Here is an 18,773-nt window from a genome sequence, read left to right as displayed (position 1 = left end):
TCGGGCATGCCAACCCGCCGCGTTGCCATTGAACGTTACGACGACGTCGGCGTCGCGCCACCCGAGCGGCGCGCCTTGCGCGCTTCCCAGCGCACGCGGATGCGGTCCATGTAGAGATACACGACCGGCGTCGTATAGAGCGTGAGCATCTGGCTCACGATCAGCCCGCCGACGATCGAAATACCGAGCGGCGCGCGCATCTCCGCGCCTTCGCCGCGTCCGAACGCGAGCGGCAACGCGCCGAGCAGCGCCGCGAACGTGGTCATCATGATCGGCCGGAAGCGCAGCAGACACGCCTGGTAGATCGCGTCGCGCGACGACAGCCCGTGGCGCGAGGCCTCGATCGCGAAGTCCACCATCATGATCGCGTTCTTCTTCACGATGCCGATCAGCAGGATCACGCCGATCAGCGCGATGATGCTGAACTCGGTCTTGAAGAGCAGCAGCGCGAGCAGGGCGCCGACGCCGGCCGACGGCAGCGTCGAGAGAATCGTCAGCGGGTGGATATAGCTTTCGTACAGGATGCCGAGCACGATGTAGACGGCCGCGAGCGCCGCGAGGATCAGGATCGGCTGGTCGGACATCGACTGCTGGAACGCCTGCGCGGTGCCCTGGAAGCTGCCGTGGATCGTGCCCGGCATGCCGATCTCGGCCATCGTGTCGTAGATCGCCTGGGTGGCGGTGGAGAGCGACACGCCCGGCGGCAGGTTGAACGAAATCGTCGAGGCCACGAACTGGCTCTGGTGATTGACCGACAGCGGCGTGGTGCCCGGCCCGAAGCTCGCGATGGCCGAGAGCGGCACCATCGTTTCCTTCGCGGTCGACACCGGCGAGCCCGACGACGCGCTCGACTTGCCGCTCGCCGCGATCGAGTTGATCGCCTGGTTGCGCGCGGAGTCGGCGGCGATGCTGGCCGCGCTCGTGGCGGTGGTGCCCGCCGCGCCGCCCGTGGCCGCACTGGTCGTGCTGGTTGTGCTGGTCGTACTCGCCGCCGCGTGCGCGGTCACCGTGCCGGCCGGCGCGTTGGTGGTTTGCGCGCCGCTCGCGCTGCCGCCCGAGGTGCTGACGAAGATTTCATTCAGCATCTCCGGGCTCTGCCAGTAGCGCGGCGCGACTTCCATCACGACGTGATACTGGTTCAGCGGGTTGTAGATCGTCGACACCTGGCGCTGGCCGAACGCGTCGTAGAGCGTGTTGTCGATCTGCGCGGGCTTGATGCCGACGCGCGACGCGGTCGCGCGGTCGATCGTCACCATCGCTTCGAGGCCGCCTTGCTGCTGGTCGGAGTTGACGTCCGCGAGTTCCTTGCGCGCCTGCAGCGCCTCGGTCAGCTTCGGTCCCCACTTGTAGAGATCGGGCGTCGAGTCGGCGAGCAGCGTGAACTGATACTGCGCGTTCGATTGCCGGCCGCCCACGCGGATGTCCTGCACCGATTGCAGGAACGTGCGCGCGCCGGCCACGTCGCCAAGCGGTGCGCGCAGCTGCTGGATCACCTGATCGGCGGAGAGCTTGCGCTCGCTCTTCGACTTGAGCGACACGAACATGAAGCCCGAGTTGGTCTGCCGGCCGCCCGTGAAGCCGACCACGCTGTCGACGGCGGGGTTCTTGCCGACGATGTCCATCATCTGCGCGAACTTGCCCTTCATCGCCTGGAACGAGGTGCTCTGGTCGGCCTGGATGCCGCCGACGAGCCGCCCGGTGTCCTGCTGCGGAAAGAAGCCCTTCGGCACGATGATGTAGAGCGCGACGTTCAGCGCGATCGTCAGCAGCAGGATGGTGACGATCAGGAGCGGATGGCGCAGCGCCCAGCCGAGCGTGTGCTCGTAGCCGTGCTGCATCGACATGAAGCCGCGCTCGAGCCACTGGCCGAAGCGGCTCTCCTCGCGCTTTTCGTGCGGCTCGCGCAGCAGGCGCGAGCACATCATCGGCGTGAGCGTGAGCGAGACGAGGAGCGACACCGCGATCGCGAGCGACAGCGTCAGCGCGAACTCGCGGAAGAGGCGCCCGACGATGCCGCCCATCAGCAGAATCGGCAGGAACACCGCGACGAGCGAGATGCTGATCGACATCACCGTGAAGCCGACCTCGCGCGCGCCGCGGAACGCGGCCTTCCTGCGCGGCACGCCGTTCTCGATGTGCCGCGAGATGTTTTCGAGCACGACGATCGCGTCGTCGACGACGAAGCCGGTCGCGATGGTCAGCGCCATCAGCGAGAGGTTGTCGATCGAGAAGCCCATCAGATACATCGCGCCGAACGTGCCGATGATCGAGATCGGCACGGCCACGCTCGGAATCAGCGTGGCGCGCCAGTTGCGCAGGAACAGGAACACCACCATCACGACGAGCGCGACCGCGATCACGAGCGTGCGCTCGGTGTCCTTCAGCGACGCGCGGATCGTCGTGGAGCGGTCCGAGGTCGGCTCGATGTCGACGTCGGCGGGCAGCGACGCGTGCAGTTGCGGCAGCATGGCCTTGACGCGGTCGACGGTCTCGATGATGTTCGCGCCGGGCTGCCGGTACAGGATCACGAGCACCGAACGCTTGCCGTTGAAGAGACCGAGGTTGCGCAGGTCTTCGACCGAATCGACAACCTCGCCCATGTCCGAGAGCTTGACCGGCGCGCCGTTGCGATAGGCGATCACGAGGTCCTTGTACTGCGATGCCTTGCTCGCCTGGTCGTTGGTGTAGAGCTGCACGCGGTTCTCGCCGAACTCGATCGAGCCTTTCGGGCTGTTCGCGTTGGCCGAGGCGAGCGCCGCGCGCACGTCTTCGAGACCGATGCCGTAGTGCGACAGCGCATGCGGCTCCAGTTCGACGCGCACGGCCGGGTTCGCCGAGCCGTTCACGTCCACTTCGCCGATGCCGTCCACCTGCGAGAGCGACTGCTGCAGCACCGTGGCGGCCGAGTCGTACAACTGGCCGGCCGTCAGCGTGTGCGAGGTGAGCGCGAGAATCAGGATCGGCGCGTCGGCGGGGTTGACCTTATGATAGGTCGGGTTGCTGCGCAGGCTCGCGGGCAGGTCGGCGCGCGCCGCGTTGATGGCGGCCTGCACGTCGCGCGCGGCGCCGTCGATGTCGCGGTTCAGGCCGAACTGCATCGTGATGCGCGCCGCGCCGACCGAACTCGACGAGGTCATTTCGGTGACGTCGGCGATCGAGCCCAGATGCCGTTCGAGCGGACTCGCGACGCTCGTCGCCACGGTCTCGGGGCTCGCGCCCGGCAGCGACGCCTGGATCGAGATGGTCGGGAAATCGACCTGCGGCAAGGGCGCGACCGGCAGCTTCGTGAACGCGAACACGCCCGACAGCGCGATGCCGATCGCCAGCAGCGTGGTGGCGACCGGGCGGGAAATGAACGGACGCGACAGGTTCATCGCCTAGTTCCCCGCATCGGTGGCGGGCGGCGTGGCGCTGCCGGACGAGTCGCTACGGTTGAAGCGCTCGCGCAGGCGGCGGCCGAGCGAATCGAACGCGAGGTAGATCACCGGCGTCGTGAACAGCGTCAGCAGCTGGCTCACGATCAGGCCGCCCGCGATCGCGATACCGAGCGGGCGGCGCAGCTCCGAGCCCGCGCCGGTGCCGAGCATCAGCGGCAGCGCGCCGAGCAGGGCGGCCAACGTGGTCATCAGGATCGGCCGGAAGCGCAAGAGACACGCCTGGTAGATCGCCTCGCGCGGCGGCTTGCCTTCCTCGCGCTCGGCGTAGAGCGCGAAGTCGATCATCATGATCGCGTTCTTCTTCACGATGCCGATCAGCAGCACGATGCCGATGATGCCGATGATGTCGAGATCGTGGCCGGTCATGAGCAGCGCGAGCAGCGCGCCGACGCCGGCCGACGGCAGCGTGGAGAGAATCGTGATCGGATGGATGAAGCTCTCGTACAGCACGCCGAGCACGATGTACATCGTGACGATCGCCGCGAGGATCAGGAACAGCTCGTTGGCGAGCGAGGCCTGGAACGCGAGCGCCGCGCCCTGGAAGCGCGTCTGGAACGAGGCGGGCAGGCCGATGTCCTGCTCGGCCTGCTGAATCGCCTGCACGGCCGCGCCGAGCGACGAACCCGGCGCGAGGTTGAACGACACCGTGGTGGCCGGGAACTGGCTCAGGTGCGTGACGAGCAGCGGCGCGGGCCGCTCGATGAACTTCGCGATCGACGACAGCGGCACCTGGCCGCCCGTCGAGGTGGAAGAGGGCAGGTAGATCGAATTCAGCGAATCGGTGTATTGCTGCATCGTCGGCTGCGCTTCGAGAATCACGCGGTACTGGTTCGACTGCGTGAAGATCGTCGAGATGATGCGCTGGCCGAACGCGTCGTAAAGCGCGCTGTCGATCGTGGCCGGCGTGATGCCGAAGCGCGCGGCGGTCGCACGGTCGATCTCGATGAACACCGAGCGGCCGTTGTCCTGCAGATCGGTCGCGACGTCGGCGAGTTCGGGCGACTGCTTCAGGCGGTCGACCAGCTTCGGCACCCACGTCGTGAATTCGCTGATGTTCGGATCGGTCAGCATGAACTGGTACTGCGTCGGGCTCACGGTGGAGTCGATCGTCAGATCCTGCACCGGCTGCATGAAGAGCGAGGCGCCCGGAATGTGCGCGACGTCCTTCTGCAACTGGCGGATCACGTCGCTCGCGGTGTTGCTGCGGTCGTCGCGCGGTTTCAGGTTGATCAGCATGCGGCCGCTGTTCAGCGTGATGTTGCTGCCGTCCACGCCGATGAACGACGTGAGGCTGTCGACGTCCGGGTTCTTCAAAATTTGCGCGGCGAGCGCCTGCTGACGCTCGGCCATCGACGCGAACGAGACCGACTGCGGCATCTGCGTGATCGCCTGGATCACGCCGGTGTCCTGCACGGGGAAGAAGCCCTTCGGCACGAATACGTACAAGAGGCCGGTCAGCACGAGCGTGAGCACGGCGACGACGAGCGTCGAGCGTTGCCGGTTCAGCACCCACGTGAGCGCAACCGCGTAGCGCGCGATCACCCAGTCGATGAAGCGGTGTGCCTTCGCCTCGAAGCGGTGGCTTTCGTGCGGCGGCGTGTGGCGCAGCAGCTTCGCGCACATCATCGGCACGAGCGTGAGCGAGACGACCGCCGAGATCACGATCGTCACCGCGAGCGTGATCGCGAATTCGTGGAACAGCCGGCCGACCACGTCGCCCATGAACAGCAGCGGAATCAGCACCGCGATCAGCGAGACCGTCAGCGAGATGATCGTGAAGCCGATCTGCTTGGAGCCCTTCAGCGCGGCTTCGAGCGCCGTGTCGCCTTCCTCGACGTAGCGCGCGATGTTCTCGATCATCACGATCGCGTCGTCGACCACGAAGCCGGTCGCGATGGTCAGCGCCATCAGCGAGAGGTTGTCGAGCGAGAAGCCGCACAGGTACATCACGGCGAGCGTGCCGATCAGCGAGAGCGGCACCGAGAGGCTCGGGATGATCGTCGCGTAGACGTTGGCGAGGAACAGGTACATCACCAGCACGACCAGCACGACCGACATCGCCAGTTCGAACTGCACGTCGCGCACCGAGGCGCGGATCGTCGTGGTGCGGTCGGTGACGACCTGCACGTCGAGCGCGGCGGGCAGCGCCTGCTGCAGTTGCGGCAGCAGCGCCTTGATGCTGTCGACCACCTGGATCACGTTCGCGCCCGGCTGGCGCTGCACGTTCAGGATGATCGCCGGCGTGTTGTCGACCCACGCGCCGAGCTTGGTGTTCTCCGCGCCCGCGACGATGTTCGCGACGTCGGTCAGCATGACCGGCCGGCCGTTCTTGTAGGCGATGACCGCGCTCTTGTACTGGTCGGGATCGGTCAGCTGGTCGTTCGAGTTGATCGTGTAGTTGCGCGTCGGGCCGTCGAAGTTGCCCTTCGGCGTGTTGACGTTGAGGTTCGAGATCGTGGTGCGCAGATCGTCGAGATTCAGGCCGTACGCGGCGAGCGCGCGCGGGTTCGCCTGAATCCGCACGGCCGGGCGCTGGCCGCCCGACAGGCTGACGAGACCCACGCCCGCGACCTGCGAGATTTTCTGCGCGAGGCGCGTGTCGGCGAGGTCCTGCACCTGGGTGAGCGGCAGCGTTTTCGAGGTGATCGCGAGCGTGATGATCGGCGCGTCGGCCGGATTGACCTTCGCGTAGATCGGCGGTGCGGGCAGGTCGGACGGCAGCAGGTTGCCGGCCGCATTGATGGCGGCCTGCACTTCCTGCTCGGCGATGTCGAGCGGCAAGTCGAGGCTGAACTGCAGCGTGATGATCGACGAGCCTGCCGAACTTTGCGACGACATCTGATTGAGCGACGGCATCTGTCCGAACTGCCGCTCGAGCGGCGCCGTCACCGACGACGTCATCACGTCCGGACTCGCGCCCGGATAGAAGGTCTGCACCTGGATCGTCGGATAGTCGACCTCGGGTAGCGCGGAGAGAGGCAGAAAGCGCAGCGCCACGAGGCCGACCAGCATGATCGCCGCCATGAGCAGCGCGGTGCCGACGGGACGCAGAATAAAAGCGCGGGATGGATTCATGCGGTAAGTGCCGTGCCTTTACTTTATTGCGCAGCTTGCGACGCGTGTCTGCCGCGATGCGCATGCGCGGCGGAAGCACCCGAGGCGCCGACCGCAGCGTGCGCGCCCGATGCGCCCGATGCACCACTGGGACGCTCGGCCGGAATCGTGATCTTCGAGCCTTCGCGCAGACGGTCCGAACCGTCGATCACGACGCGCTCGCCGAGCGCGAGGCCCGACTTGATGCTGGTGCGCTCGCCGTCCACGGGACCGGGCTTGACCGGCCGGACCGTGACCGTGTTGTCGTCCTTCACGACGTAGACGAACGGACCCATCGAGCCGTTGAGCACCGCCGAGGTCGGCACGATGACGGCGTCCTTGATCGTGTCGACGAGCAGGCGCGTGTTGACGAACTGGTTCGGGAACAGCCCGTTGTCCTTGTTATCGAAGAGCGCGCGCAGACGCACCGTGCCGGTGGTCGTGTCGATCTGGTTGTCCATCGTCTTCAGCGAGCCGACTTCGAGCGGCCGCGTGTTGCTGCGGTCGTAGGCGGTGGCCGAGAGCTGTTCGCCGTTCTGCGTGTGCTGGATGATCTGCTGCAGGTTGTCTTCCGAAGTCGTGAAGATCACGCTGATCGGCTGTAACTGCGTGATGACCGCGATGCCGTTCGCGAGGCCCGAGGTCACGTAGTTGCCCGGATCGACCTGGCGCAGGCCGACGCGGCCCGACACCGGCGCGGTGATGCGCGCGTAGATGAGGTCGAGCTTGAAACTGTCGACATTCGCCTGGTCGGACTTCACGGTGCCTTCGTACTGGCGCACGAGCGATGCCTGCGTGTCGACCTGCTGGCTCGCGATCGAGTCCTGCGCGAGCAGTGTCTGATAGCGCTTGAGGTCGAGGCGCGCGGTGGCGAGCAGCGCCTCGTCGCGCACCAGTGTGCCCTCGGCGTTGCGCAGCGAAATCTCGTACGGGCGCGGGTCGATCTGGGCCAGCACGTCGCCCTTCCTGACCATCTGGCCTTCCTTGAAATAGACGTCCTGCAGGACGCCGCTCAGCTGCGGCAGCACGGTCACGGTAGCCAGCGGCGTGACCGTGCCGAGCGCGGTCAGCACGACCGGCATCTCGCCTTGCGTGGCGGTGGCGACGTGCACCGGCTGCGCCATGTTCGCCATCGCGTTCGGACCGCCGCGGCCGAAGCGGCCACCGCCCCGCGCACCGCTTGCGCCGGCCGGGGCGCTGGCGCCGCTCGCGCCGCCCCACGGATGCCAGCGCCATAGCACCACTCCGAGAATGACCAGAACCGCGACGATCAGTGCGATGGTGCGGCCGCGATGCCGCTTTACCGCGCCGGGCGCGCCATGTTGCGCGCCGCTTGCCGACGGTTGGGAAGCGGTGGGGCGCTGGTTTTCCGGGTGCTTTTGTTGTTCGTCCATCGGTTCGGTCGGGTGGCTGGCTTTTTGATGTGCGCCGCTCGCGCGTTTGCCGCGCCCGCAGGGCGGCGACACGTGGACGGCATGACAGGCGGCTGCGGTTGCGTCAGGTTGCGTTCGGTTGCGGGTGCGTCGCGCAACGCGATGCTACCCGAGGCGCGGGACAGAGATGTTAACGCAATGCGGAATCACCACGGCGCGCGCGGCGCCGTTTTCGACGGCAAAAACGGCCAGATGCGCGTGTATCCCGCGACGGGATGCGTGATCGTACGTTGCGGTCTCTGTAACAGTCCAGCCGCCTATTTTTCGTTTAATTACGAAGGTTACAGGATGTTGGGAAATTGTTGGCCTGGTGTGAAGGGGCGCCTCGCCGGGCGCCGTCGGCCGCGTGCGCCGGCTGGTGGCGCATCCGGCCGCGGTGCTTTTCGCCGTGCCTGTCGCGGTGTCTGTCTCGGTGCCTCAGGTGTCGAGCCGGCGCGCCGGCGTGCCGCCGACTTCGAGCACGATCTTGCCGATGCATTCGAGCAGCGCGGGCGCGGCATGCGAGATGAGCCAGTCGCGCGGGCACTGGTCGGCCGCGCCGCCGCAATTGACCGCATAGCGCTCGCCCGACGGCCCGACGAAGCCGAGCGCGATCGCATTGAGGCCGTCGTACCACTCGCCGGTGGCGATCGCGAAGCCGCGCTCCAGCGTGTCCTCGATCGCGCTTTCGAGCCGTCCGCCGATGTAGCCCCATTCGTTGCCTTCGGCCGTCTGCAGACCGGCAAGCAACGCTTCGCGTTCCGGCTGCTCGAGCGCCACCAGATAGGCGCGGCCGACCGCGGTGCGCGTCAGGCTCATGCGCGAGCCGATTTCGAGCCGCGACACGAGCACCGCCGAGCGCGGCCGGATCGTGTCGATCACGACCATGTCGAAGCGGTCGCGCACGGCCAGATGCACCGAGAGGGCGGTGCGCTCGGCGAGTTCGATCAGGAAAGGCCGTGCGCGGGCGCGGATGTCGAAATTGCGCAGAAAGCCGTTGCTCAGCTCCAGCACCGACGAAGTCAGCACGAAGCGTTCGCTGTCGGGCAGCCGCAGCAGGAAGCCGACGCTGACCAGCGTCGCCGTGATGCGCGAGACCGTCGGCTTCGGAATGCCGGTGAGTTCGGCGAGTTCGCGATTGCTCAGCGGCGCGTTCGCGGCGGCAATCGAGCGCAGCACGGTCAGGCCGCGAGCGAGGGCGGTGACTTCGTCGCCCGAGCCGTCCCGGTCTTTGGCGACGACCGCTGCGCTCGGGATCGGAGTAGGTCGTTTCATGGTTTTTTGGAACTGTATTTCAGATTCTGAGTTCGTCCCCCGTCGACGGCCGGTCTACGGAAGACGGCGGGCATCTTCCAGCCGTGGCACCAGTTCAGTTTTGTTTGTGACAAATCGATTCTATCGGAAAAAGTTGCCGGAACGACCTGGATTCGGATTTTGCTTGACTTAGTCAGCATAATCATAAAAAATGGAACATTATTTCGAAAGATGGAATCTTCCAGAAAGGTTGCCGGCCGTATCGTTCCCGTTGCCCGTATCGCGCGGGAATGCAAGGGGCTCGGCGGCGAATGCTTTCGAAGTCTGCTTTCAGGCACCGCGGCACCGCTTTTAACCCCCGCTGCTTTTGCTTTAATACCGTCTCTCAGGTTCTAGCACGGCCCTCGGAATGGCTAGAACTTTTAAGGCGTCACGGCAACGTGACGCCTTTTTTTCTTTTCCGCTTTCTTTCCGCTCTCGTACGCTCAGACCTGCGGGTTGGTCTGCACCTCGTCGAAACGCTTCACGCGATAGATCACCGCCGACACGAGCCAGCTGAGCGCGAAGATGCCGATGATGATGTAGCCGAGCATGCCGAAGTTATCGTTGAGCGCGCCGATCGCGTCCCAGATGCCGCCTTTCAGGTTCAGCTGATCCGCGAGAAGGCCGAGCGCCTCGATGCCGCCGATCACGAGCGCGACCGCGATCGAGACGAGCGTGATCGTCATGTTGTAGTAGATCTTGCGCAGCGGCCTTTCGTACGCCCAGCCGTAGGCGCCGAGCATCAGGTGGCCGTCGAGCGTGTCGACGAGCGACATGCCCGCACTGAACAGCACCGGAAACACCATGATCGCCCACGGCGAGAGCCCCTTGGCCGCCTGCGTCGCCGCGATGCCGAGCAGGCCGATTTCCGTGGCGGTGTCGAAGCCGAGGCCGAACAGAAAGCCGATCGGATACATGTGCCAGCTACGCGTCACGAGCCGGAAGAGCGGCCGGAACAGGCGCGCGATGAAGCCGCGATTCGCGAGCAGCATGTCGAAGTCGTCGTCGACATAGGCGCCGCCATTGCGCACGTGGCGCCACGCGCGGTAGATGCCGCGCAGAATCAGGAAGTTCATCAGCGCGAGCGCGAACAGGAAAAAGGACGACACGGCCGTGCTGACGATGCCGCCGATCTCCCTGTAGTTGTCGAAGCGGCCCTGGATCGCGGTGGTCGCGAGCGCCACCGCGACCGACGCGAGCACGACGACGCTCGAATGGCCGAGCGAGAAAAAGAAGCCCACGGCAACGGGCCGCTTGCGTTCCTGCATGAGCTTGCGCGTCACGTTGTCGATGGCGGCGATGTGGTCGGCGTCGACGGCATGGCGCAGGCCGAATCCGTACGCGAGCAGCGCGGTGCCGAGCAGCACCGGATAGTGGTGGAACGCCACGATCGCCCACACCCACGCGAGCAGGTTGATGGCGATCAGCACGCCGTAGATGCCGAATAATTTGCTGCGGACTCTCGAATCCGAATCGTTGAAAATCTCGGCGAGTCGATCAAGCATGTTGAATCTCCAGGAATTGCGCGTTCCGTGCAGGTTGGGAAAAGACGACATAGCGAGGTCTGACTCCGGGGTGAAACAGGTTCCCCCGATACAGTGGCGCGACCGCGCCGGAATCTCACCGGCTTCCCGCTGTGTCCGTGTTGAGGCGTAGGCCCTGTGGGCTTATACATCGCCGATACTGAAAAGTCGATTTCTGCGCCGGCCGCGAGAGTCGGCGAGACCGTCGAACGGGTTCCGGTTTCGCTCCCGGTTGGGTTTTTCGGGCGGCGGCACGCATGTCCGCACGCGAGTACTGCGCGGGTGCCGAGCGAGTGTCGAGCCGGCTGCTCAGCGCGACAGCAGCGACACCGTTGCGATGCCGAGGATCGTCATCGCGAGCGAGGTGCTGACGTGAATCGCGACTTCGCCGGCCGCCCAGCCGAGCCGTCCGTCCTGCAGGCGTTGCACGACTTCGGCGGAGAAGGTCGAGAACGTTGAGAGACCACCCATCAAACCGGTGATGACGAAGAGCCGCCATTCCGGCGCGAGTTGCGGCACGCGCGCGAAGCCCGCGACCGCCACGCCGATGATGTAGCCGGCGATCACGTTGGCGGCCAGCGTGCCGAGCGGCAGTCCGCTAAACAGGCCGTTCAGGCGAATGCCGAGGAACCAGCGAAACAGCGAGCCGAGTGCGCCGCCGATGGCGACAGCGAGAAAGGACCAATACATGGAAGAGGATCGGAAACCGGAGTGTGTCGACAAACCGGTTCATGCGGGCGAGACGATGCCGCGTCCGCATGACCGGGCGTAGCAGGCATCATCAGCCCCAAGGGCGGTTAAGGGAGAATGCCATCTCCAGCCGCGCAGTCTAACATCGGTGTGCGCATTTGTACGCGCACCCCGGCTCACTCCGGCGTCGCCGAAATCTTGTGGATCGACAGATCCGCGCCGTTGTATTCCTCTTCCTGATCGAGCCTCAGGCCCACGGTCATGCGGATCACGCCATACACGAGCGTGCCGCCGAGCACCGCCACGACGATGCCGCCGAGCGTGCCGAGCACCTGCGCGCCGAGCGACACGCCACCCATGCCGCCCAGCGCGCGCATCCCGAAGATGCCGGCCGCGATGCCGCCCCACGCGCCGCACAGGCCGTGCAGCGGCCATACGCCGAGCACGTCGTCGATGCGCCAGCGGTTCTGCACGCAGGTGAACATATAGACGAACAGCACGCCGGCGATGCCGCCCGTCACCAGCGCGCCGAGCGGGTGCATGAGGTCGGAGCCCGCGCATACCGCGACGAGTCCGGCGAGCGGGCCGTTGTACGTGAAGCCGGGGTCGTTGCGGCCGGCGAACCAGGCGCTCAGCGTGCCGCCGACCATCGCCATCAGCGAGTTGACCGCGACGAGGCCGCTGATCTTGTCGAGCGTCTGCGCGCTCATCACGTTAAAGCCGAACCAGCCGACCGTCAGCACCCATGCGCCGAGCGCGAGAAACGGAATGTTCGAGGGCGGATGCGCGGCGATGCCGCCGTCGCGGTGATAACGGCCGTGGCGCGCGCCGAGCAGCAGCACGGCCGGCAACGCGACCCAGCCGCCGAACGCGTGCACGACGACCGAGCCCGCGAAGTCGTGGAACGGCGCGCCGAACGCCTGCGTGAGCCAGTCCTGAATGCCGAAGCGGTCATTCCACGCGATGCCTTCGAAGAACGGATAGACGAAGCCGACCAGCACGAACGTCGCGAACAGCTGCGGGTTGAATTTCGAGCGCTCGGCGATGCCGCCCGAGACGATCGCCGGAATCGCGGCGGCGAACGTCAGCAGGAAGAAGAAGCGCACGAGCCCGTAGCCGTTGTGCTCGGCGAGCGACGCGGCGCTGCCGAAAAACTGCACGCCGTACGCGATCGTGTAGCCGATGAAGAAATACGCGATCGTCGAGACGGCGAAATCCACGAGGATCTTGACGAGCGCATTGACCTGATTCTTCTTGCGCACCGTGCCGAGTTCAAGGAACGCGAAGCCCGCGTGCATCGCCAGCACCATGGCGGCGCCGAGCAGAAGAAACTCGGTGTCGGCGCCGTATTTCAGACTTTCCATCGATGTGTCCCGCTTATGCCAAAAAGTGCGCTATGTGAGCAAGAAGTGGGCCAAAGTTGTGCCGGCGGCGCCGGTGCGGTGCAAGCAGGCACCGGGATGGACTTGCACACGATTTCGCACCGTGCCGCGTGGGCTGGACTTTGCACCTGAATAGCGACAACAGGCACAAAAAAAGTGCATGCGCGCCGGATGGCGGCGGGAATGATCCAGCTGGGGGCATAATCTTCGATTTCTATTACAGTTTTATCTGGATTCCTGACGCATGAGGCGCCTGCGGTGTATGCGGTGCATACGGCGCCCGACAGCCGGGCGGCGTGTCTCGCGTCGCGTTCGCGCCGGCTTCCCGTGCGGCCCGGCCTGCGGCCCGCTTTGTCTTCCCGCGCAAACGCCGACATAATGTGCCGATTCCGTGCACGATCCGCCGGCCATTCCCACCAATGCGTACGCATGAGACTGACCACTAAAGGCCTGTTGCTGATCGCGATTCCCGCCGTTCTCGAACTGGCGCTGCTCTCCGGACTCGTGAAGGCGCAGGCCGATACGGCGCGAGCCGAGCGCTGGGCAATGCACAGCGAGGAAGTGCTGCGCCAGAGCACCGCGATTCTCGACCCGGTGCTGTCGGAATCGGTCGCGCTGCGCGGCGCCGTGCTTGCCAACGACGTCCGCTTCACGACGCCGGTCGCGGTATGGGTCGACGTGGACCGGCGCATCGATCAACTGGCCGAGCTGGTCGCCGACAATCCGGCGCAGGTCGAGCGCGTGGTCGAGGTGCGCCAGGCGGTGCAGGCGTATCGCCAATGGTCGGACCGGATCGAGGACCTGATGCACGCGGGGCGCCGGGCCGACATTCTCGCGCGCTTCCACGATCTCGCCCAGGCCGACGTGCTCGACCATTTTCGTCTGCAGGTGACCGCGTTCCAGGCCGAGGAGCGGCGCCTCGACATGCTGCGCTCGAATGCCGCCGACGCCGCGCGCGACCGTCAGCAATCGCTGATCGTCGCGGCCGCGTTCGGCTCGCTGCTGTTCGTCGCGATGGCCGTGTGGCTGTTCACGCGCGGCGTGCGCGGCCGGCTCGCGCAGCTTTCCGACAACGCCGGGCGCCTCGCCAGCAACGAGCCGCTTGCGCCGATCGGCGCAGGCCGCGACGAGATCGCGCGGCTCGACCTGACCTTGCACGAGACGAGCCGCCGTCTGCTCGAAGCCGAGCGCATCGAGGCGCGCTTTCATGCGGACCTCGAGCGCCGCGCGGCCGAACTCGCGCGCATCAACGAGACGCTGCGGCAGCAGACCCAGGAAAACGAGATGTTCATCTACAGCGTGTCGCACGATCTGCGCGCGCCGCTCGTGAACCTGCAGGGCTTTTCGAAGGAACTGATCCGCGCCTGCGACGAACTGCGCGCGGCGGTGCGCGAATCGACGCTCACGGCCGGCGCGCGGCAACGCATCGAGCGCGTGATCGACGAGGACGTCGGCGAGGCGCTGCATTATCTGCAGACGGCCGTGCTGCGCTCGTCGCACATCATCGACGCGCTGCTGCGGCTCTCGCGCGTCGGCCGCGTCGAATACCGGCGCCAGAAGGTCGACGTGCGCGACATCGTGCAGCGCGTCGTCGATGCGATGCAGGGCTCGATCCGCGCGCGGCGCGCGCGCGTGACGCTCGGCGAATTGCCGGCGGTGTGGGGCGATCCGACCGCGCTCGAACAGATCTTCGCGAACCTCGTCGGCAATGCGGTCAACTATCTGGCGCCGGCGCGCGAAGGCCGCATCGAAATCGGCACGACGCCGGCGCCGCCCGGCGTGCAGTCGCTGCGCATCTTCTACGTGCGCGACAACGGCCTCGGGATTCCGGCGGTCGCGCTGCCGCGTCTGTTCAACGCGTTCCAGCGTCTGCACGGCAACGCGACGGCCGGCGAGGGCATCGGCCTCGCGCTCGTGCGGCGCATGGTCGAGCGGCACGGCGGCCGCGTGTGGGCGGAGTCGAAGGAAGGAACCGGGACGACGTTTTATCTGTCGCTGCCCGAAGCGGGGGCCGGGGCAGCCGGTGCGCGGGTGCTTGCCGATGCGGCCGGGATTCTCGCGAGCCGCGATTCGCCGGGCAGTCTCGCGCAGAGGGAGACGCGCGAGTGGGCGAAGGCCGGCGACGGTGGCGGCGATGCGAGGCTGTCCGCGCCTGCGTCCGCGATCGATGTGCAGCGGGGGATCGGGACCCGGTAGGGCGCGAGAGCGGCGTGAGGGAGAGGCGGGAGAGCGGCAGGAGAAGAGCGTCAGGAACGCGGCGCGAGGCTGCCGGCGGCCCTGCGGCCCGCGCGGTGCTCGTCCGATCGCCCACCCAGTGCCCGTTCAGCAGCCCGCGAAGATGCGCCGCGGTTTGAGCAGCCTCGTGCCGCGTATCGACCAGTAACAGCCGCAGGCGAGTAGTACCGCGCCACCCGCGAGCGCCTCGATCGGCGCGGGCCGCAGGCCGGCGAAGCCATCGACGCTGAAAAAGCCTTGCGCGACGATCAGGCTCGCTGCCCACAGCGAGCACGCGGCCTGTAGCAGCAGGCGCGTGCCCTTTATTTGCCGCGAGCGGGTGTTGCGCGACCAGGCGCCGGGCCGGCGCGCGCAGAAAAAAGCGATTGCTATCAGGATGACGGCAAGCAGGACGATCCAGTCGGTCAGTTTCATCGAAGCGGCACTCCCCAGGGCAGCCGCGACTATGGGGGAGCTTTGCTTCGAGAACTATCGGACAAATCTTAAATGAGGGGGCCGCTTGATCTGGCGGCGAGCGCGGCGTTGCGTCCGCGCTTGCCGCATGTGCTGGCGCGCAGGCGCGCCAGCGGTCGAACGCGATACCTCAATGCTCGATACGCGTGCCGAGCAGCACGAGGAATTGACGCAGCCACTCGGGATGCGCGGGCCATGCGGGCGCGGTGACGAAGTTGGCATCGGTGATCGCCGCGTCGACGGGAATGTCGGCGTATTCGCCGCCCGCCAGCTTCACTTCGGGCGCGCAGGCCGGGTAGGCGGAAATGCGCTTGCCGCGGATCACGTCGGCGGCCGCGAGCAGCTGCGCGGCGTGGCAGATCGCGGCGATCGGCTTGCCCGCCTCGGCGAATTGCCGCACGACGTCGATCACCTTCGGATTGAGCCGCAGATACTCGGGCGCGCGGCCGCCGGCGATCGCGAGCGCGTCGTACTGGTGCGGATCGGTGTCGTCGAACGAGGCGTTCAGCGTGAACTGGTGGCCCGGCTTCTCGGTATAGGTCTGGTCGCCTTCGAAATCGTGGATCGCGGTTTTCACGCGATCGCCCGCCTTCTTGTTCGGGCAGACCGCGTCGACGATATGGCCGACTGCCTGCAGCGCCTGAAACGGCACCATCGTTTCGTAATCCTCGGCGAAATCGCCGGTCAGGAACAGGATCTTCTTTGCCGCCATCGTATGCCTCCGGTTGATCAACGGAATACCGCGCCGGGTTCACTCGCGTGTATCGGCGCGAGGAGATGCTGACAGATGCTGCTCAATGCTCCGGCAGTCTACTCCATCATCGTTGACAGAACCGCGACGATCCTCGGGCCGTGCGCCAGGTGTTGCGCATGGCGCGTAAAAACGGAGCGCGCGGGGCAAGGCGGTATCATGGGCGCGTCTTCGCAAGCACGGGCCGCCTCGCGGCGGTTCATGGCACCTATGATTTCCTCTCTTTCTTCTTCGCGGTTTTCTTCGCTGTTGCGCCGCGCGGCGTTCGTGGTCCTGATCTTCGGTGGCCTGGCCGCGTGCCAGAAGAACGACGCGTCGGCCGGCCAGGTGACGAGCAAGCTCGACGACGCGGCTCAGGCCGCCGGCCAGAAGCTCGATCAGGCGGCGAGCTATGTCGGTCAGCAGGTCGATGCGAGCAAGGCCGCCGCGCAGCAGACGCTCGATGCCGCATCCGCGCCGTCGCTCAGGATCGACCCCGCATCGCTGGCGTCGAGCGCGCAGGCCAATCTGCAGAACGCGGCGAGCGCGGCCAACGCGCAGTTGGGCAAGGCCGCGTCGCTAACGGGGCAGGGACTCGAGGCGGCGGGGCGCAAGCTGCAGGCGTGGTCGGCGCAGAACGCGGCGGCGTCCGCTGCGTCGGCGGCATCGGGCGAGTCGTCCGACGCGCAGAAGCAGATGGATAAATGAGCCGCGTGCGGGTCGCCCGCATCGGCTCGCCTCGTTTGACGAAGGCGATAAGTGTAATTATCATGGTTACACATTGTCGCCGCGAGGCAGGTTCGCTGTGAACACGAGTAGCCGGTTTGCGTTTGCTGTGCACGTGCTTGCGCTGTTGTCGTTGCAGGGGGGCGTGCCGCTGTCCTCGGACATGATCGCGGGCAGCGTCAATACGAATCCCGCGCTGATTCGCCGGCTTCTGAGCATGCTCGCGGAAGCGGGGCTCACCACCTCGCAGCTGGGCGCGGGCGGCGGCGCCTTGCTCGCGCGGGCACCCGGGCAGATCACGCTGCTCGACGTGTATCGCGCGGTCGAAGAGGCGCCGCTGTTCTCGCTGCATCGCGAGGCGCCGAACCCGGCGTGCATGGTGGGGCGCAATATTCAGGGCGTGCTGCACGGTATCGTCGACGAAGCGCAGCAGGCCATGGAGAGCGCGCTTGCCGGCCGCACGCTCGCCGACGCGACCGCCGACGTCGTGCGCACGGAAAAGCAGCGGGCGCGCAAGCGGCGCGCGGGGGGATGACGTTGCGGCATGGCCGGCGAAGCCATGCCATGACGGCGGTAAAAGCAGCATCGCAGCACGCGTGTAGGGGTGTTGCGGCACACGTGACGCACGCACGCCTGAAAAGACGAACGAAGTCGAATGAGGTAGAACGGGGTGAGCACCCCGCTTTTTTTCACTCAATATGTAACTATAGTAGTTACATATAACGCATCAGGAGTCAACAACATGAGCAAGCAACTAAAGATCGCATTGTTCGGCGCGACCGGCATGATCGGTTCGCGGATCGCCGTGGAAGCCACGCGGCGCGGGCATCAGGTGACGGCGCTCGCGCGCGATCCGGCACGCGTGCCGGCTGGCGTCGCGAATCTGCACGCGGCGAAGGCCGATCTGCTCGACGCCGCGAGCGTCGGCGCGGCGGTGCGCGATCACGACGTCGTCGCGAGCGCGTATGCGCCGCCGCAAGGCGATCTCGCGGTGTTGTCGAAGGCGGCCCATGCGCTCGTCGAAGGCGTGCGCGCGGCGGGGATCAAGCGCCTCGTGGTGGTGGGCGGCGCGGGTTCGCTCGAAGTCGCGCCGGGCAAGCAACTGGTCGACACCGACGGTTTTCCGGACGCCTACAAGGGCATCGCGCTCGCGCATCGCGACGCATTCGACTACTACCGCGGCGTGAGCGATCTCGACTGGACGTGCTTCGCCCCAGCCGCGCTGATCGCGCCGGGCGAGCGCACGGGCAAGTTCCGCACGGGCGCGAAAACGCTGATCGCCGACACCGAAGGCAATAGCCGCATTTCCGCCGAAGACTACGCCATCGCGTTCGTCGACGAACTGGAGCAGGGCCGTTTCATCCGCCAACTCGCGACGGCCGCTTACTGAGGCCCTGGGTGGCCGCCCGTGCAAGCGCCCTAACATTCAGTTACGCATGCGCGGGCGCGCGGGCCGGAACTGCGGCTACACTGGCGTCTGCCGTTTTCTTGCGGATTGCCATGCAGTCATGTCCCTTGCGGCGTGAGTTCGAGGCTGCGCCGTGTAGCGGCGGGCCGCCGACAACACACGCCGTCATTCCTTTTTCCACCGACCCGATTGCCGGCGAGCCGCCGGGCCGCCCGCTTGCACGAGCGCGAGCGGCGGCATCGCTCGGCGCATGGATGGCCGCGCTGTTTTGCGCCGCGCTAATCCTGTGCCTCGGCGTGATGCCGCTCAAGGCCGAAGCGGCGGGCCCGGCTGCCGTTGCCGCCGCTGCCGGCGGCGGCACGCCGGTGATTCCGGCCTTGCAGAGCCT

13 protein-coding genes and 2 riboswitches are annotated in these 18,773 nt (G+C 66.4%); of the genes, 4 read left to right on the top strand and 9 right to left on the bottom strand.

All coding sequences use genetic code 11. The features are described 5' to 3' along the window. Positions 1–35: 35 nt before the first annotated feature. The 7 genes from F3J20_RS22690 to F3J20_RS22660 form a co-directional block, all read right to left on the bottom strand. On the bottom strand, positions 36–3,374 hold the full coding sequence (locus F3J20_RS22690; protein ID WP_167284586.1) for an efflux RND transporter permease subunit: 3,339 nt from the start codon (positions 3,372–3,374) through the stop codon (positions 36–38). Positions 3,375–3,377: 3 nt separating this feature from the next. After that, positions 3,378–6,512, bottom strand: coding sequence for an MdtB/MuxB family multidrug efflux RND transporter permease subunit (locus F3J20_RS22685; RefSeq protein ID WP_167284585.1), 3,135 nt, complete (start codon positions 6,510–6,512; stop codon positions 3,378–3,380). A 23-nt stretch (positions 6,513–6,535) separates the two neighbouring features. Continuing rightward, positions 6,536–7,924 carry an MdtA/MuxA family multidrug efflux RND transporter periplasmic adaptor subunit gene (locus F3J20_RS22680; RefSeq protein WP_167284584.1) on the bottom strand — a complete coding sequence of 463 codons (1,389 nt, stop codon included), beginning with the start codon at positions 7,922–7,924 and terminating at the stop codon, positions 6,536–6,538. Positions 7,925–8,380: 456 nt separating this feature from the next. Continuing rightward, on the bottom strand, positions 8,381–9,217 hold the full coding sequence (locus F3J20_RS22675) for an IclR family transcriptional regulator (RefSeq protein ID WP_167040264.1): 837 nt from the start codon (positions 9,215–9,217) through the stop codon (positions 8,381–8,383). A gap of 464 nt (positions 9,218–9,681) precedes the next feature. After that, complete coding sequence (locus tag F3J20_RS22670) at positions 9,682–10,743, bottom strand: HoxN/HupN/NixA family nickel/cobalt transporter (protein WP_167284583.1); 1,062 nt, start codon at positions 10,741–10,743, stop codon at positions 9,682–9,684. 33 nt (positions 10,744–10,776) lie between these two features. Beyond that, positions 10,777–10,915: riboswitch (cobalamin riboswitch) on the bottom strand. A 155-nt stretch (positions 10,916–11,070) separates the two neighbouring features. Next, the gene (gene crcB / locus F3J20_RS22665; RefSeq protein WP_167284582.1) at positions 11,071–11,451 is read right to left on the bottom strand and encodes a fluoride efflux transporter CrcB; all 381 of its coding nucleotides are present in this window, start codon (positions 11,449–11,451) and stop codon (positions 11,071–11,073) included. A 75-nt stretch (positions 11,452–11,526) separates the two neighbouring features. Beyond that, a riboswitch (Fluoride riboswitch) is annotated at positions 11,527–11,588 on the bottom strand. A 39-nt stretch (positions 11,589–11,627) separates the two neighbouring features. Next, positions 11,628–12,815 (bottom strand): ammonium transporter, encoded by a 1,188-nt coding sequence (locus tag F3J20_RS22660; protein ID WP_167284581.1) that lies wholly within the window; start codon positions 12,813–12,815, stop codon positions 11,628–11,630. Positions 12,816–13,262: 447 nt separating this feature from the next. Here F3J20_RS22660 and F3J20_RS22655 point away from each other — a divergent pair, with 447 nt between their 5' ends. Then, the gene (locus F3J20_RS22655) at positions 13,263–15,029 is read left to right on the top strand and encodes a sensor histidine kinase (protein WP_167040256.1); all 1,767 of its coding nucleotides are present in this window, start codon (positions 13,263–13,265) and stop codon (positions 15,027–15,029) included. Between the two features lie 126 nt (positions 15,030–15,155). Here F3J20_RS22655 and F3J20_RS22650 read toward each other — a convergent pair whose 3' ends face one another. Continuing rightward, complete coding sequence (locus F3J20_RS22650) at positions 15,156–15,482, bottom strand: hypothetical protein (protein ID WP_167040254.1); 327 nt, start codon at positions 15,480–15,482, stop codon at positions 15,156–15,158. 169 nt (positions 15,483–15,651) lie between these two features. After that, the gene (locus F3J20_RS22645) at positions 15,652–16,233 is read right to left on the bottom strand and encodes a DJ-1/PfpI family protein (protein ID WP_167040252.1); all 582 of its coding nucleotides are present in this window, start codon (positions 16,231–16,233) and stop codon (positions 15,652–15,654) included. A 249-nt stretch (positions 16,234–16,482) separates the two neighbouring features. Here F3J20_RS22645 and F3J20_RS22640 point away from each other — a divergent pair, with 249 nt between their 5' ends. From F3J20_RS22640 to F3J20_RS22630, 3 genes are all read left to right on the top strand, one after another. After that, the gene (locus F3J20_RS22640; RefSeq protein WP_205192732.1) at positions 16,483–16,959 is read left to right on the top strand and encodes a hypothetical protein; all 477 of its coding nucleotides are present in this window, start codon (positions 16,483–16,485) and stop codon (positions 16,957–16,959) included. A gap of 97 nt (positions 16,960–17,056) precedes the next feature. Further along, positions 17,057–17,512: an Rrf2 family transcriptional regulator gene (locus F3J20_RS22635; protein ID WP_167040250.1), complete on the top strand. Its 456-nt coding sequence runs from the start codon at positions 17,057–17,059 to the stop codon at positions 17,510–17,512. A gap of 207 nt (positions 17,513–17,719) precedes the next feature. Next, positions 17,720–18,367: an NAD(P)H-binding protein gene (locus F3J20_RS22630; protein WP_167284580.1), complete on the top strand. Its 648-nt coding sequence runs from the start codon at positions 17,720–17,722 to the stop codon at positions 18,365–18,367. Positions 18,368–18,773 lie beyond the last annotated feature (406 nt).

The sequence above is a fragment of the Paraburkholderia sp. Cy-641 genome, assembly GCF_011752945.1.
Taxonomy (GTDB): domain Bacteria; phylum Pseudomonadota; class Gammaproteobacteria; order Burkholderiales; family Burkholderiaceae; genus Paraburkholderia.
Note: the sequence above shows the minus strand (reverse complement) of the source record. Positions and strands in the feature narration are given on the sequence as shown.